Here is a 13,642-nt window from a genome sequence, read left to right on the forward strand (position 1 = left end):
CGCAAATGGAAAAGACCCGAGACCTGGTTATCGTTGGCGACAGTGCATTCGCCGAAGTTGCCTACGAGTACTTTACGCACGACTCGGAGTACAACGTGGTCGCTTTCGCCGTGGAATCGGAATTCATGACGCGCGACCGCCTGTTCGATCTGCCGGTGGTGCCGCTGGAGCGACTCGAAGAGCTTTATCCGCCCGAGCGGGTCGATTTCTACGCGGCTATTGTCTATTCGCAGCTGAATCGGCTGCGTGCGCGCCTTTATGAAACGTGCAAGGCGAAGGGCTACAAGCCCGCAAGCTATATCAGTTCGAAAGCGTTCGTGTGGCCAAATGCGTCGATTGGCGAACACTGCTTTATCTTCGAGAACAATACCGTGCAGCCGTTTGTCCGCATCGAAGATAATGTCGTGCTCTGGAGCGGCAATCACATCGGGCATCACACCAAGGTGGACAGTCACTGCTTCATCTCATCGCAAGTTGTGATTTCCGGGTTTTGTACCATAGGGCACCATACCTTTATGGGTGTTAACTCGACGGTCAGCAATAACGTCAATATTGGCGAAAGCAACTGGATCGGACCCGGCGTTTCGATTTCGAGTGACACGGAACCTGACAAGCTCTACGGTGGCGTCAAGAGCGAACCCGCAAGGGTAAGCGCTCGCCGCTTCTTCAAAGTACGCGCGGACTGAAAATGGAATGGAGAAAGCTGGGTGTCGTCTGGTGCCCGAACGGCGACCTTTGGTGGGCCCGATCCCATGCGTCGTGTCCGACGCCGCTGTTTCTGGCGGACGGCACGTTGCGCCTTTACGTGCAAGGGCGTGACGAAAAAGGCATTGGCCGCATTGGCTTCGTCGACGTCGACGCCGGCGATCCAACGCGCGTGCTTCGAGTATCGCCAGATCCTGTCCTCGACGTGGGTGTGCCGGGCGCCTTCGACGACAATGGCGTGTTCCAGACATGTGTGCTCGCGCGGCCCGATGGTACGTTGGCGATGTACTACGTTGGCTTCGAGATTTGTCATCAAATCCGCTACCGTTTATTGACCGGACTTGCCATCAGTCGCGACGGCGGCGAGACGTTTGAACGTCTTCGAGCTACGCCGATTCTGGAAAGATCGCCGCAAGAGCTGCATATTCGCGGAGGCCCATTTGTCGTGGCCGAAGACGGCACTTACCGCATGTGGTACGTGGCGGGAAGCGAATGGGAGACGCTGGAAGGAAAGGCCATGCCGGTCTACGACCTCCATTATCTTGAGTCCCCGGACGGGATCGTATGGCCCGACGCGGGGAGCCGCGTCTTTGAAATGAATCGCGACGCCGAACATGGGTTCGGTCGGCCGTACGTGGTCAAGAAGCCCGACGGCTACCAGATGTTCTATAGCGTCCGGAAGAAGCAGCCGCTGGGTTATCGCATGGGCTACGCCGAATCATCCGATGGCCGGCACTGGACGCGACTAGACGAAAAGATGGGACTGGATGTTTCCACATCCGGCTGGGACAACGAGACGGTCGAGTACGCGGCGGTGGTCGATGCCGGTGACAAAACTTTCTGCTTTTATAACGGCAACGACTTCGGCGTGACGGGCTTCGGTGTCGCGGAACTGATCAAGTGAACATCGATATCGTCGAATACACTGCCGAACACGCGCAGGCATGGGATGACTGGTGTCGCGAATGCGACAACGCAACGCTGTTGCATACGCGACGCTTTCTGTCGTACCACGGTGCACGCTTCGAAGACGCTTCCGTCCTGCTAATGAACGAGGGGCGTTTGGTGGGTCTGTTTCCAGCGGCTAAGGCAACCGGCGATCCGAATATCGTCGTAAGTCATCCGGGCGCAACGTATGGCGGCATTGCGCACGCCGGCTGGCTTCAAGGTCAGCGAATGATCGACGCGATCGGCGCATTGAAGGATCACTATCGCGACCGTGGTATCCAAAAACTGGTCTACAAAGTGGTGCCGTACATCTACGCGCAGGTTCCCTCGCAAGACGACGTGTATGCGCTGTTCCGTCATGGCGCGCAGCGTGTTCGATGCGATCTGTCATGCACGATCGATCTGCAACACCAGCGGCCCGTCAGCGAGCGTCGAAAGCGCGCGAGGCGCAAGGCGTGCAAGACCGTCTCGGTACGCGCGGCTATCGATGATCTACCGGCATTCTGGGCGGTTCTGACCGAAACGCTCGCGCGCCGTCACGAGGCTGTTCCGGTTCACACGTCCGACGAAATAGCTCTGCTGGCGTCGCGCTTTCCGGACGAGATTCAGCTTCGCTGTGCAGTCGTGGACGAAAGCGTGATCGCGGGCGTTCTTTTGTTCCGCTCCAAAAACGTGTGGCACGCTCAATACATTGCGTCCAGTGAAAGAGGCAATGAGGTTGGCGCGCTCGACGCAGTATTCGGCGCCACGATAGAAGAAGCTCGCGCTAGTGGAGCACGGTATTTCGACTTTGGAACGAGCAATGAATCAGCAGGCCTGGTACTGAACGACGGACTGTTTCGATTCAAGTCCGAATTTGGCGGCGGCGGTGTAGCCCACGAATATTACGAATTGGCGATTTGAGATCGTGAGTCAGAAAAAAATATCCTTGATCGTTCCGGTGTATTTCAATGCCGGAAGTCTGCCGCACCTGTTCCCGCAGCTAGTCGCGCTCGAACAGGGCCTGCTCGCCCGCGATATCCTGCTTGAGCTTATCTTCGTCGATGACGGCTCGAAGGATAATTCTCTGGAACTACTGCTGGAGTTCAAGAACAGCCGGCCTGCCACCACCGTCGTCAAGCTGACTCGAAACTTCGGGGCGGTTCACTGTTCGAAGACGGGCTTCCGCTTCGTGACGGGTGACGCATTCATCGTTGTTGCCGCCGATCTGCAGGACCCGCCTGGGCTGATCAATGAGATGGTCGACCGGTGGCTCGCCGGCTCCAAATTTGTTATCTGCGAGCGTGTAACGCGAGATGATCCGGTCATGTCGAAGTTCTTCTCGCGTATTCACTATAAATTGCTGCGGGCACTGGTCATTCGCGACTACCCCGACGGCGGATATGACATGGCGCTGATGGACAAGGCGCTGTTGCCCCACCTTCTGAATAGTTCGAAATCGGTTTTTACGCCGCTACTCGCTTACTGGCTGGGTTACGAGCCCAGCGTCATCACCTATCACCGTCCGGCGCGTCGCCACGGGAAATCGGGTTGGACGTTCGCCAAGAAATTCTCAGCGTTTCTCGACATCATGCTGGGATTCTCAATCACGCCAATCCGGGTGATTTCGGGCGTCGGCGCCGTGATCTCAGTGTGCAGTTTTGTCTACGGACTCATTGTTGTGATCGGCGCATTCCTTCACAACATTTCCGTTCCCGGGTTTGCGACGATTGTCTCTTTGATTTCCTTCATGCTGGGACTCGTGATTGTCATGCTCGGCTTGATTGGTGAGTACTTGTGGCGGATCTTCGAAGAAACAAACCGGCGCCCTGAGACAGTTATCGAGCAGGTCTGGTAAAGATGAGGTTCAAGCGATTCCTGGTTTCGGGCGTTGTCAATACCGTTGCGACGTACCTCCTTTACCTGCTTTTGCTGAAGTTTCTTCCGTACACATGGGCTTACACAGTCACATACGCGGTCGGGATCGCGCTGGGTTATCTGCTAAGTGCTAAGTGGGTATTCAAGAAAAATCTGAGCGTGCGGACTGCAGCGTCATATCCGCTAGCTTACCTGCTCAACTATGCGCTTGGACTAGGCATGTTGAGGTTCTGCGTACATGTGCTGCACGTTCCGACGCAGGTCGCGCCACTCATCGTCGTTTGTGTGACCGTTCCCGCGATGTTCATTCTTACCCGCGCAATCTTCCGTGAATAGGCCAATGAATACTATGCCTGCCATTTCCGACTGCAAGCTTTACGAGCTGCCGAAGATCAACGATCCACGAGGCAATCTCACGTTTATCGAAAGCGATAAACATATTCCATTCGCGATCCAACGGGTTTTCTACTTATACGACGTGCCCACTGAAGAAAGCCGGGGCGCACATGCGCACCATTCGCTGAATCAGCTGATCATCTGCCTCTCGGGCAGCTTCGACGTCGAAGTCGATGATGGCAAGAACCGCACGCGCATCCATTTGAATCGGCCATGGAAGGGCCTGCACGTTCCCCCGCTTATTTGGGCGGCAGAGGTCAATTTCGATCCGGGCTCGGTCGCGCTGATTCTCGCGTCTGATATGTACAAGGAAGAGGACTATATCCGCGACTACGATGACTATCTCGCCCTGATAAAAAATCTAGCGTCAAAGCAGGTTTGACAGAATGTACCGCAGCGTAACATTGAGATCGGAGCTAACGTCGGGCGCGCGCAGTCAGCGCATAGGGCTAATCGCCGCCGCTTTGTTCGTCGTGCTAGTTGTTGTTGTGCTGCGACTGGCGGTCGTCGGTGGCTATCCATCCACGGACGAAGGCATCTATGCGTACTACGCGCTGATTATTCATGACCGGTTATCGCAAGACCTGCGTCTTCCGAATGACGGCATGCTGATGCTCTACCCGCTACTGACGTCTTTCGTCTACTCGCTTAAGGTCAATCCTATTTTTGCCTTGCGACTGATTGATATCGTTCCGGACGCGCTGGCCGCTGTCTTGATGCTGCGAATATCAGCGCGCTTGAGTGGAAGCCTGACAGCGAGTGCGCTTATCACTGCGCTGTTTTTCGCGTTACTAAACCACCCGACATTCATCCAATATGGGTTCAAGAACAGCTTTTTCATAGCGCAGTGTCCATTGCTCTATGCGGTGATCCTGTTCTTGTCCGAGCAGCAAGCTAGTTCGTCCAGATACTTTGCCATAGGCGTACTCGTCGCACTCGGCGTACTTCTGCGAGAAACGCTACTTCTTTTTGCTGTGTTGGGGGCGGTCTCAATCTTCGTGGAGCGGGGCACTCGTAGGTTGATGTACTACGTTGCAGGCGGCTTGGCAGCTGGATCGCTCATACTTATCCTGGCAATCGCCCTGCGAGGCTCGGGCGGCGTATCCAGCTTTATAGCCGGATATGTTGATACGGGCGCCGGGTACGGAGCGTTTGGCGATATGCGATGGAAGCTCTTCAAGTCGAGTGGGCAGCTCGCTGCGCAGGCGGCTGCCGCAGGGCTGGTCATGAGTTTTGCGGCAACGGCATGCATTGCCATCGCGTCGATTCGCGGAAGAACGACGGAATATCTTAAGTCTTTCGTTTTTTGGGCCGCTGTCAGTTTGATTCCTTTTGTTGAACCGCTCGCGAAGCTGGGTTTTCCTTATCATTTCTCGTGGTCGTTGATCGGCCTGTGCGGCATCACGAGCCTTGGTTGGCGAACTTTCCAGTTCATTGGCCGAGCGCAAAAGGTCATCTGCAGCAGTATTTGCATCGGCGTCTCCTTACTGCTCCTGTGGCCGCAGCTTGAGTTTCAACGCAGCATCTTTATTAATCTCACCTACCCCGCTTTCAAGGAGACGCACGGGAAATATTGGGCTGACGAGTCGATTCCGCATAGCAATTACCTGCTCATGGCTGATCGGATCAGGCGCCTTGCTCCTGCCAAAGCCACTTTGAGTTCGAGCGGTGCGATGTTGATACTGTATCCCCTCACGGGCCTCCGTCCCCCGTGTTACAGCCTCAGTAACTTAACAGTCACCGCTGTCACGCTGCATTTCGACGAGAAAGCCATCGAGCGAGCCATTGAAAGTTGTCCCGCTGATGTAGTCGTAGCAACCGAGAGAGACTTGCCTGGCAGCTCGACCGTCGCGCAAGCGATACGGGCGCTCCCGCAGTATCGGCCCGCCGGCAGCATTGATGTGTCGACTGCCCGGGATTACGGGAGCTTCGGCGCAATGTTGTTTTTGCGCCAGCGGTGACACGATTGCATCCGCTAGGGAGAGAACGCTCGCGCTTCGTCATCAGAGTTCCGCCTATGCGAACCATGATGGCTGTTTGCCAAGGTAGCATGTGCAGACGGGACTTTTCCATGGAGCGCTTTGCGTACTAACAAACGCGTTGCACTCAACCGAGACGACATTGGCAGTACGGAGAACAGCCGCAATAGCTGGGGAGCGGATAAATGAAATCTAGAATATTGCTCGCCCGAGTCGCCACCTCTCTGACTTGCGCACTGGGTATTCTTTTGGGAGGCTGCGATAACGATGTTCGCCCGCCACCCGTACTGGACACGACCGCCTATGGGCCGGTTACCGCAAGAATAACCAGCGATCCCAAAGGGGCATCGGCCACCGGGATCCCGCGAGACTCCATCTTCGAAGAATTAGATGAAGACTCGTGGAGAATTCCTTTGCCCACAAAAAAGGGTATCACGACGTCAGAGTCGAGAGATTTGAGTCCCTGATGCCAGTGGATCACAGCCCCAAATGCGTCAAGCGGGGCGGCTCTGTACCGAGGTAAATCGGTTCTTCAAGAGCAGGAAAGGGCGCTCGAGAAGCCTATACGAAACGTCCGCGAGCAAGACCGTGGCCACGGCAGCGACGGCGAATCTCGAGAACCGGTTGTGTACTTCGAGTTGATCCAGGACTTTAGCGGTCTCCGTCAGCGCAAAAATGTGGAACACGTAGATCCCGTAAGAGATCTTCCCTAGGTGCCGCATAGGGCGACAACCCAACGCTGCGCGCAGCTTCGATGACATCGAGACCGCGTAAACAATCAGACAGCACGCGAACGCCATGACAGGATAACCAATCACCTCGCAGACTCGCGAGATACCGGGCGGCCCCATCCATACGAGCGCTGAGAGTATCAACAAAGCGGCGGTAGCAGAAAGCAATGACTTGCGCGCCTGCGAATCCAAAGATTCTCCTACTGAAGTGCCGAGGCCCATGAATATCCCGAACAGAAACGTGTCGGCTCTTAGCGGTGAGACCCATACGAATGGATGGCTACGACCGATCAGCACGACGCCGAGACGCATCAACATAAAGCCTATCGCCGCCGCAGCGAGCGCCATTTTCAAGCCTCGCACGTGACCACGCGAAAAGTACGTCGCGGTTGCGATGGGGATCAGCAAATAAGCCTGCTCTTCGAGCGCGATCGTCCATAAATGCGACGAGAACGGAAACGGCGTGTATCCGTGATACGCCGCCTCGATGTTCTGGGTAAAGGTCAGGTGAGACACGTACCAGCCGAACAGCTGCACGGTTTCTTGACTGCCCCAAAGCAGACCCCAAAGCAGCGCCAGCGTGACGAACGACAGATATAGCGGCCAGATGCGCAAGGCCCGACGAATGTAAAAGTTGAGGATGCTGACGTCGCCCGTCGTTTCTCGTTCGATAAGCAGAAGGCGCGACAGAAGAAACGCACTTAGCACAAGGAACAGATCAACCCCGAACCACCCGAGGAAATTCCTGAATGCAGCTATCGACGGCTCCGCCAGAAGATCGCTGTGATGCACGACGACTGACAAAGCCGCGACTGCCCTGAGGCCGTCGATCCAGGGGAGATAAAAGGTTTTGTTGCCGTTTGCCATGGCGCTCGTTCAAATTAAGCGGCAATGGTAACAAAAATGATGGCGGGCGAGCCTGCATGGCGTCTGTGGGTCAGCAACGACGACGCACGTTCACCGCCGTCCTCCCACAAAAATATTCCTAAAGTTCACCCCACCCCAGCCGATATCGATATGTGAGCGCCTGTCTCGACAGCGTCACGGCGTTTCCAAAGCCGCTGCACGCGTTGGCGCAATTAAAAATATATCGACCGAGGGGTTTCTCAGTGAGAGGAATAGGAAAAGCGAGGCCGCTTTGGCTCGCTACGATCACCGTTTTCGCGTTGTCCGGATGTGCTAATCCCGGCGGCTTCCAGCAGACCAGCGGGGCGCCGGCGGATCCGGACAAAACCGCAGATTTGAATGTGTTCGAGAGCACATTTGCAAACCCCGACCCATGCGCGAATAGCAACCGGAACATTGGCATCGCAGTCGGTGTCGGGCTTGGTGCTGTTTTAGGCGCAGTCATCGCCAACAAAAACAAGGTTGCGGCCGCGGCGATCGCCGGCGCCGCAGGCGGCTTGGCCGGCGGGCTCATTGGACATGCGGTCGATAGCCGGCGTTGCGCATTGTCGAAAATCGCTGCCAAGCACGACCTCACCTACACGGCGACCGCGCTCGAAGCGCGTGCGCCGGATACCGGCAAGACCGAGCAGGTCGGCAGTTCCTTCACGATCGTCGACACCGCGCGACATACCCAATTCGAAACCGGCTCGGCCGAATTGACGCCGGAGGCGGCGGTCTATTTCGCTGAAATTGCCGAGCAATATCGCACGTCCAGTCGGGTAGCCCAGGCGTCGAGCGCGGCCGACAAAGCCGCTGCGGCTCAAGCGAAAATCCTGCTCATCGGCCATACGGACGACACCGGCAGCTCGGAGTTGAACGCGGACCTGTCGGAGCGCCGCGCTCGAGCCGTCGCGCGGCTGTTCGCGGACCACGGCATTGCGCCGGAGAACGTGTTCTACCAGGGCGCAGGCGAGACGTTGCCGATTGCCGATAATCACACTGCAGAGGGTCGTTCGGCCAACCGTCGAGTCGAGATCGTCGATCTCAGCGGCGCGAGGACCGACATTTTGCAAAGCTACGCGAGCAGTCGCGTGCCTAAATACCAGTACTACCGCGCGGTGACTGCTCAGTCCGATCAGGCTGCTGCGGGCGCGCCGCCTTCAACTTCTGGTAACCCGGCGACCAAAGCAGCGCGTCGCACAGCTACCAAGAATCGCGTTGCGACAGAGACCGCAGTGGCCGGCGCCACGCCCGCGCGCGCAGCATCGGCTCCCGTGTCGGCCAACACGACGGCCGCATCTAACTCCGCGCCTCCTACGCCAGTTGCGTCCGTTCATTCAACGTCGTCCGATGGCATCGATTTCGGCTGGCATGAGGCACTCCCTGCGACGCTTGGCCTCCAGTTTGCAGCTTTGCCGGCATCGTCCTCGACACTCTCGGTCTTCTCTTCAGCGGTAGCCGATGAGGCGCCGGTGGCTAAGAGCTGCGTGAACGACCGGCCGCGCGTTTCGCGAGCGATGAAGTCCGTTGCCGATGATCGGGCAGTGCCCGTGCGCGACCACTTGCCGAATCTGTATGGAAGCAGCTGGGGCGCCGCGCTGAACGGACAATACCTCGCGCTCAAGGATGTTTCCGTCTTGCGCAACGGTGCGACCGCAGGGGCAAAGCCGACGCTGCTCGTATGGAAAGACTTTGACCGGAGCGCTGGTCCGAACGGCTCGCCGCAAGTGACCTTGTCTCCCGATGTGAACGCCTACGCGGTGAAGGGCGGCGTCCTGTATCGCGTCTTCGTGAACAACAGCGGCGTGTTCGACTGTGCCGACATCATCTTCTCGAACGGCAAGGCGACGTCCGGTGAGCTCGTGCGCCGCAAGAGCAGTCAGTATTTCACGGTGAATTACGTGCCGGTCATCGCACGCACCTAACAAGAGGGTAATAACGGACATGATGGATTTCATTCAGGCCAATTTGGGCCCGGCTATCTGGTGCATCGTCGTGGTGCTGCTTGCAGTTGGCGCATTCTCTTTCCGCTCGACACTCGAATTCTGGCTAAATCATTGGAAGTACACGTTCCCTGTTCTCGGGAAGACGGCGCGTCTGTCGCGCCATGGTATTCACGGTAAAGATGGTTGGACCGATTCCGAGCGTACGCTGTGCGGCGACTACAACAAGTTCATTTCGTATTTGTCGAAAGCCGAGTTCAGCAAGCGCAATGAATATCTCGCGAAGTCGGACGACAGCGGACGTTCGCCGACGCCGTTGTGGCTTCTCACTCTGCTGAGCGTACTTGTTATCGCAGAGGGTCTTGGGTTTTCATATCTGCTGGGCAGCTGGATGGCCCGTGATGGCAGCGCGAATACGCACACCTTGTTGATGGTGGCTATCGTGTTCGTGCTGTGCGTGATTATGGTGTTTCTGACGCACGTTGCGGGGCACCAGCTCTATCGTTCGAATCTCGTTGCGCGATGCCGGAAGCAATGGAAGCAGGACAAATCGCAAGAGCGCTTTTCGAGCCGCAAGGTCAAACTCGACGACGATCAGTCCGTCGATGATGGCGAACCCGACTACACGCAGGTTGCCAATCGCGTCGGCACGAGTCACAGCTATTTCATGGTGGCGTTGACCGTTGCGGTCATTATCGTGATTGCAGGGACGTCGACGTGGATGCGCTGGAGCAACCTCAACGCGGAACAGACGCGTGAAGCGATGGGCGTGAGCCAGGGCGCTGACGCCGGTAATCCGTTCGCGACGGCTAACGCAATGCCGGCCGAACTCGTCGCCAGTCAGAAAGCAGCTGACGATCGTGCGAAAGCAGAGGAATCGTCGTCGACTCGAAGCGAAGGTGCTGCGGCCTTTATCACGCTGGCTGTGATTTTTGTGGTCACGCAGATCGTGGGTATCTTCGGTGGCTTTGCGTGGGGCTTCGGTGGGCGGGAAAGTCTCGCCGCGTGGAAAACGACGAAGGGCTTCAAGACGTTCGAGGACTACAACAACTACTACGCACCGTTCCGAGCTATTGCGCAGTCGCAGCTGGAGAACCTTCAGAAGCGGATGGCTGAGAACGCGGATATCTCGGGCAAGACCTTCTCGAAGACGTTCCGGGACTATGTGCTGGAGCATCGGAATTTCACCGATCTGGAAAGCGGGGTGATTCGTTCGACAACTGCGGCGACGGTAGCCGCCGATACGCCGGAGCCTCAGATGACGGCACGGCAAGCAGCACCTGTAAGCGTTGCGACCGATGCGCCCGCGAAGGTTGTCGCGGTACCTGCAGCAGCGTCTGACGAAGTGCCGGCGACCGCGAGCATTGATGCGCTAGTCGCGAAGATCGAAGCCGAGTCTGATGTGGCACGTAAGAAGGAATTGATTTACGGCCTCGATGAGTCGGTGCGAACTGAAGTGGTCAGTGCGATCAAGCTTCGGAAAGAGCGGACTGAGAAAGCTAAGCTCGCGCTGGAATCCGAACTCGATGATCTTTTCAAGGCTTGATTCGACGCTAATGATTAAACATTTCACTCACGTAGTCGCGGCAGCGTGTTTCACCGCGATTGCGGTGTCGGCACAAGCCGGCGTCACGAACGATATTCCGAGTTGCTACGCTGCCAATCACATCAAGCCGGTAGAGGGCGGCGTCGATCACGAGCTTTTCATTGCCATTGACCAGACGACGGTTTTCGATGAGAAGTTGCAGGCCCAGATTGCGGAAATGGCCGGGAAGGCCATTAGGCCCGCAGGCGCCTATACGCTGTTCGATTTTTCGGCTTTCTCGCAAGGGCATTACACGGAGGTCGTGACGCGCGGCGTTATCGAGTCGCCGATACCTGAGAAATTGCGGGACGATATTAGTGAACGCGCGTTGCGGAACTTCGATGCGTGTATGGCGGGGCAGTCGGCTTTTGCGAAGAAGGCGCTGCTTACGTCGATTGGGCGTGTTGAGTCGGTGGCGACGAATGATCTCGCGAAGTCGGACATTCTGGCGGCGTTGAAGGATATCAGCGATAAGGTTCGCGCTTCGCCTGCTTCGGATAAGGTTGTGTTGCTTGCGTCGGACATGCTGGAGAACAGCTCTGTGTCGAGTTTTTATTCGCACAATGCCGTTCGGCGGATTGATCCGCAGGTGGAGATGAAGAAGGCGGCGGCTGCGGGATTGATTGGGGATTTTGGTGGGGCGCGGGTTTATGTGATCGGCGCGGGGTTGTTGGCTGGGGATGCGAAGGTTAGGAACGTTTATCGCGATCCGCAGACTATGGGTGCTTTGAAGGAGTTCTGGATGCTTTATTTCCAGAAGTCGAATGCGAAGGTTGGGGAGTTTGGGGCACCGGCGTTGTTGGGGGCGGTGGGGGGTGAGGGGGCGGGCGATCGGGAAACGTTCAAGGGCAGCGTGATGAAAGGCCCTAGTCCGGCCTTTGCTGACGCTAGGACCGGACGACCGCTACGCCAGCAATGTGGCGGCCTACGGCCGGTGGTTTGGCGTCGCCGCTGAGTGACGGCTTTCTCGATCAGCGAACTCACACTCCCGACCCAATGCGGACGAAGTTCGCTCTGCCGCGAAGGGCCGCTTGCTATCGAACCCGCCGGCGGCGCAACGCGGAGAAGACCCGCACCTATCTTGACACCAACAAAAGACGGACGACCCCGCGCGCAATTTACAGCGAGCACGTCCCGCTTCGTGTCCTTCACGGCCCGAGTAATCTTTCTGCTCTAAACGCCGCAGCTGCGAGCACAGCCATCACGGACGCGCTTCAAGCACGAGATTGAAAGGCGTCTCATGCGCCCGACGAAAACGTGTAAAGCCCCCCGTCGTCACTACCTCCCTCAGCCGAGCTTCACCTGCCTGCGCGCCCAGTCCCATTTTCCCTTCCTGAGCAAGCGACGCGCCTGTGCAGATCATCGTCGACGCCGAGTAATAGATTCGCCCGATAGGATTAAGGTTGTCTTCGAGTTTGTCGTTCGCGAACGGCTCCACGATCATCCACGTACCGTCCGGTTTCAGCGATTTGATCACGTGCGCCGCGGCGCCAATTGGATCGCCCATGTCATGAAGGCAGTCGAAGAACGCAACGAAGTCATAGTCGGTTCCCGGAAATTCCTTGGCCGACGCGACCTCGAACCGAACTCGATCCGACACATGCGCCTCATCCGCCGCTTCGCGTGCTCGCTGGATAGAGGGTTCATGGTAGTCAAAGCCGACGAACGTCGCCTTCGGATAAGCCTGCGCCATGAGTATCGTCGACACACCGTGACCGCATCCCACGTCTGCCACCTGTGCGTCACCTGCCTTCAGTTTCGCTTCCACGCCATCAAGGGCGGGAATCCATTCGCCGATGAGATGCAGGGCGTAGCCGGGCCTGAAGAACCGCTCTGTGCCCTTGAACAGCGAGGGATAATGCTGGTGCCAGCCCACACCGAGTCCCGTGCGGAACGCCGCTTCCAGTTTGGGTAGATCGCGGAACATGGCTTCGGCGCAATCGCAAAATCCAGGCAGAAACGCGGGGCTCGTCTCTACGGCAAAACACATCGCCATTTCGTTTTCGAGCTGATATTTACCTGCGGCTGCATCGTAACGAATGAAGCCGGACGCTGCCTGCGCCGCCAGCCATTCACGCACGTAACGCTCAGAGAGGCTGGCGCGCTCGGCGACTTCGGTCGATGTCATCCATCCTTGCTCGGCCATCGCCTTGTAAAGGCCAAGACGGTCGCCTAATGCGATCAGCGGTGCTGCGGCAACCGCGCCGAACTCGCCAACCATTCGCCCCATGAAGTCTTGCACCTTCTGCTCGTCGAATAGCATGACTTGTCTCCTGTTCAGATCGGAAGAGAAGAGATCGGCAGGCCGATGCGAAGCATAGGAATGAGTTAATACATCCAGCTTTCGCGACGCTCGCTCAGCAAGCGAAAGTATAGACGTCACGGTGTATTCTGAAAGGTAGTAGGCCCAGGCCACGGATTGCGCTCGCCCAGGTTGCGTCAATAGCCGTAATCGAGGTTCCGAACTTCGGACGTTCTGAAAGCGCTCCATACATTTGAAGCGGGATCCACCTCCTCTACAACTCGCGGCGTACCCGGACGGCGTCGGTTCTGGGTGCGTCGCGTCAACGGCAGCTATCGCCGCGACTGCAGTGCTTCGAGTTCTACCGG

General features: G+C 57.2%; 12 protein-coding genes. 10 read left to right on the top strand and 2 right to left on the bottom strand.

Annotation, left to right across the window (positions count from 1 at the left end):
• The first annotated feature begins 95 nt into the window (after nt 1-95).
• The 7 genes from ACFSNN_RS01720 (at nt 96) to ACFSNN_RS01750 (ending at nt 5,867) form a co-directional block, all read left to right on the top strand.
• The gene (locus ACFSNN_RS01720) at nt 96-686 is read left to right on the top strand and encodes an acetyltransferase (RefSeq protein WP_341868441.1); all 591 of its coding nucleotides are present in this window, start codon (nt 96-98) and stop codon (nt 684-686) included.
• A gap of 119 nt (nt 687-805) precedes the next feature.
• Nucleotides 806-1,609, top strand: coding sequence for a glycoside hydrolase family protein (locus ACFSNN_RS01725; protein WP_377747475.1), 804 nt, complete (start codon nt 806-808; stop codon nt 1,607-1,609).
• Complete coding sequence (locus tag ACFSNN_RS01730; protein WP_134462196.1) at nt 1,606-2,556, top strand: GNAT family N-acetyltransferase; 951 nt, start codon at nt 1,606-1,608, stop codon at nt 2,554-2,556. Before ACFSNN_RS01725 ends, ACFSNN_RS01730 begins: the two co-directional genes overlap by 4 nt.
• A 4-nt stretch (nt 2,557-2,560) precedes the next feature.
• Nucleotides 2,561-3,490, top strand: coding sequence for a glycosyltransferase family 2 protein (locus ACFSNN_RS01735; RefSeq protein ID WP_134462199.1), 930 nt, complete (start codon nt 2,561-2,563; stop codon nt 3,488-3,490).
• A 2-nt stretch (nt 3,491-3,492) separates the two neighbouring features.
• Nucleotides 3,493-3,846, top strand: coding sequence for a GtrA family protein (locus tag ACFSNN_RS01740; RefSeq protein WP_134462202.1), 354 nt, complete (start codon nt 3,493-3,495; stop codon nt 3,844-3,846).
• A gap of 4 nt (nt 3,847-3,850) precedes the next feature.
• On the top strand, nt 3,851-4,288 hold the full coding sequence (locus ACFSNN_RS01745; protein ID WP_377689223.1) for a sugar 3,4-ketoisomerase: 438 nt from the start codon (nt 3,851-3,853) through the stop codon (nt 4,286-4,288).
• A 4-nt stretch (nt 4,289-4,292) separates the two neighbouring features.
• Nucleotides 4,293-5,867 carry a hypothetical protein gene (locus ACFSNN_RS01750; RefSeq protein WP_134462205.1) on the top strand — a complete coding sequence of 525 codons (1,575 nt, stop codon included), beginning with the start codon at nt 4,293-4,295 and terminating at the stop codon, nt 5,865-5,867.
• Between the two features lie 512 nt (nt 5,868-6,379).
• Here ACFSNN_RS01750 and ACFSNN_RS01755 read toward each other — a convergent pair.
• Nucleotides 6,380-7,483 carry an acyltransferase family protein gene (locus tag ACFSNN_RS01755; protein ID WP_134462207.1) on the bottom strand — a complete coding sequence of 368 codons (1,104 nt, stop codon included), beginning with the start codon at nt 7,481-7,483 and terminating at the stop codon, nt 6,380-6,382.
• Nucleotides 7,484-8,067: 584 nt separating this feature from the next.
• Here ACFSNN_RS01755 and ACFSNN_RS01760 point away from each other — a divergent pair.
• From ACFSNN_RS01760 to ACFSNN_RS01770, 3 genes are read left to right on the top strand one after another with little or no spacing between them, the layout of a single operon-like run.
• Nucleotides 8,068-9,429, top strand: a complete 1,362-nt coding sequence (locus ACFSNN_RS01760) for an OmpA family protein (RefSeq protein WP_166799335.1) — start codon at nt 8,068-8,070, stop codon at nt 9,427-9,429.
• 19 nt (nt 9,430-9,448) lie between these two features.
• Nucleotides 9,449-10,993, top strand: coding sequence for a hypothetical protein (locus ACFSNN_RS01765; protein WP_134462213.1), 1,545 nt, complete (start codon nt 9,449-9,451; stop codon nt 10,991-10,993).
• Nucleotides 10,974-11,987 carry a hypothetical protein gene (locus ACFSNN_RS01770; protein WP_208949556.1) on the top strand — a complete coding sequence of 338 codons (1,014 nt, stop codon included), beginning with the start codon at nt 10,974-10,976 and terminating at the stop codon, nt 11,985-11,987. The genes ACFSNN_RS01765 and ACFSNN_RS01770 overlap by 20 nt, the downstream gene beginning before the upstream one ends.
• A gap of 246 nt (nt 11,988-12,233) precedes the next feature.
• Here ACFSNN_RS01770 and ACFSNN_RS01775 read toward each other — a convergent pair whose 3' ends face one another.
• Nucleotides 12,234-13,295 carry a class I SAM-dependent methyltransferase gene (locus ACFSNN_RS01775; RefSeq protein WP_134462218.1) on the bottom strand — a complete coding sequence of 354 codons (1,062 nt, stop codon included), beginning with the start codon at nt 13,293-13,295 and terminating at the stop codon, nt 12,234-12,236.
• Between the last annotated feature and the right edge of the window lie 347 nt (nt 13,296-13,642).

This window comes from Paraburkholderia dipogonis (genome assembly GCF_042680985.1).
Classification (GTDB): domain Bacteria; phylum Pseudomonadota; class Gammaproteobacteria; order Burkholderiales; family Burkholderiaceae; genus Paraburkholderia; species Paraburkholderia phytofirmans.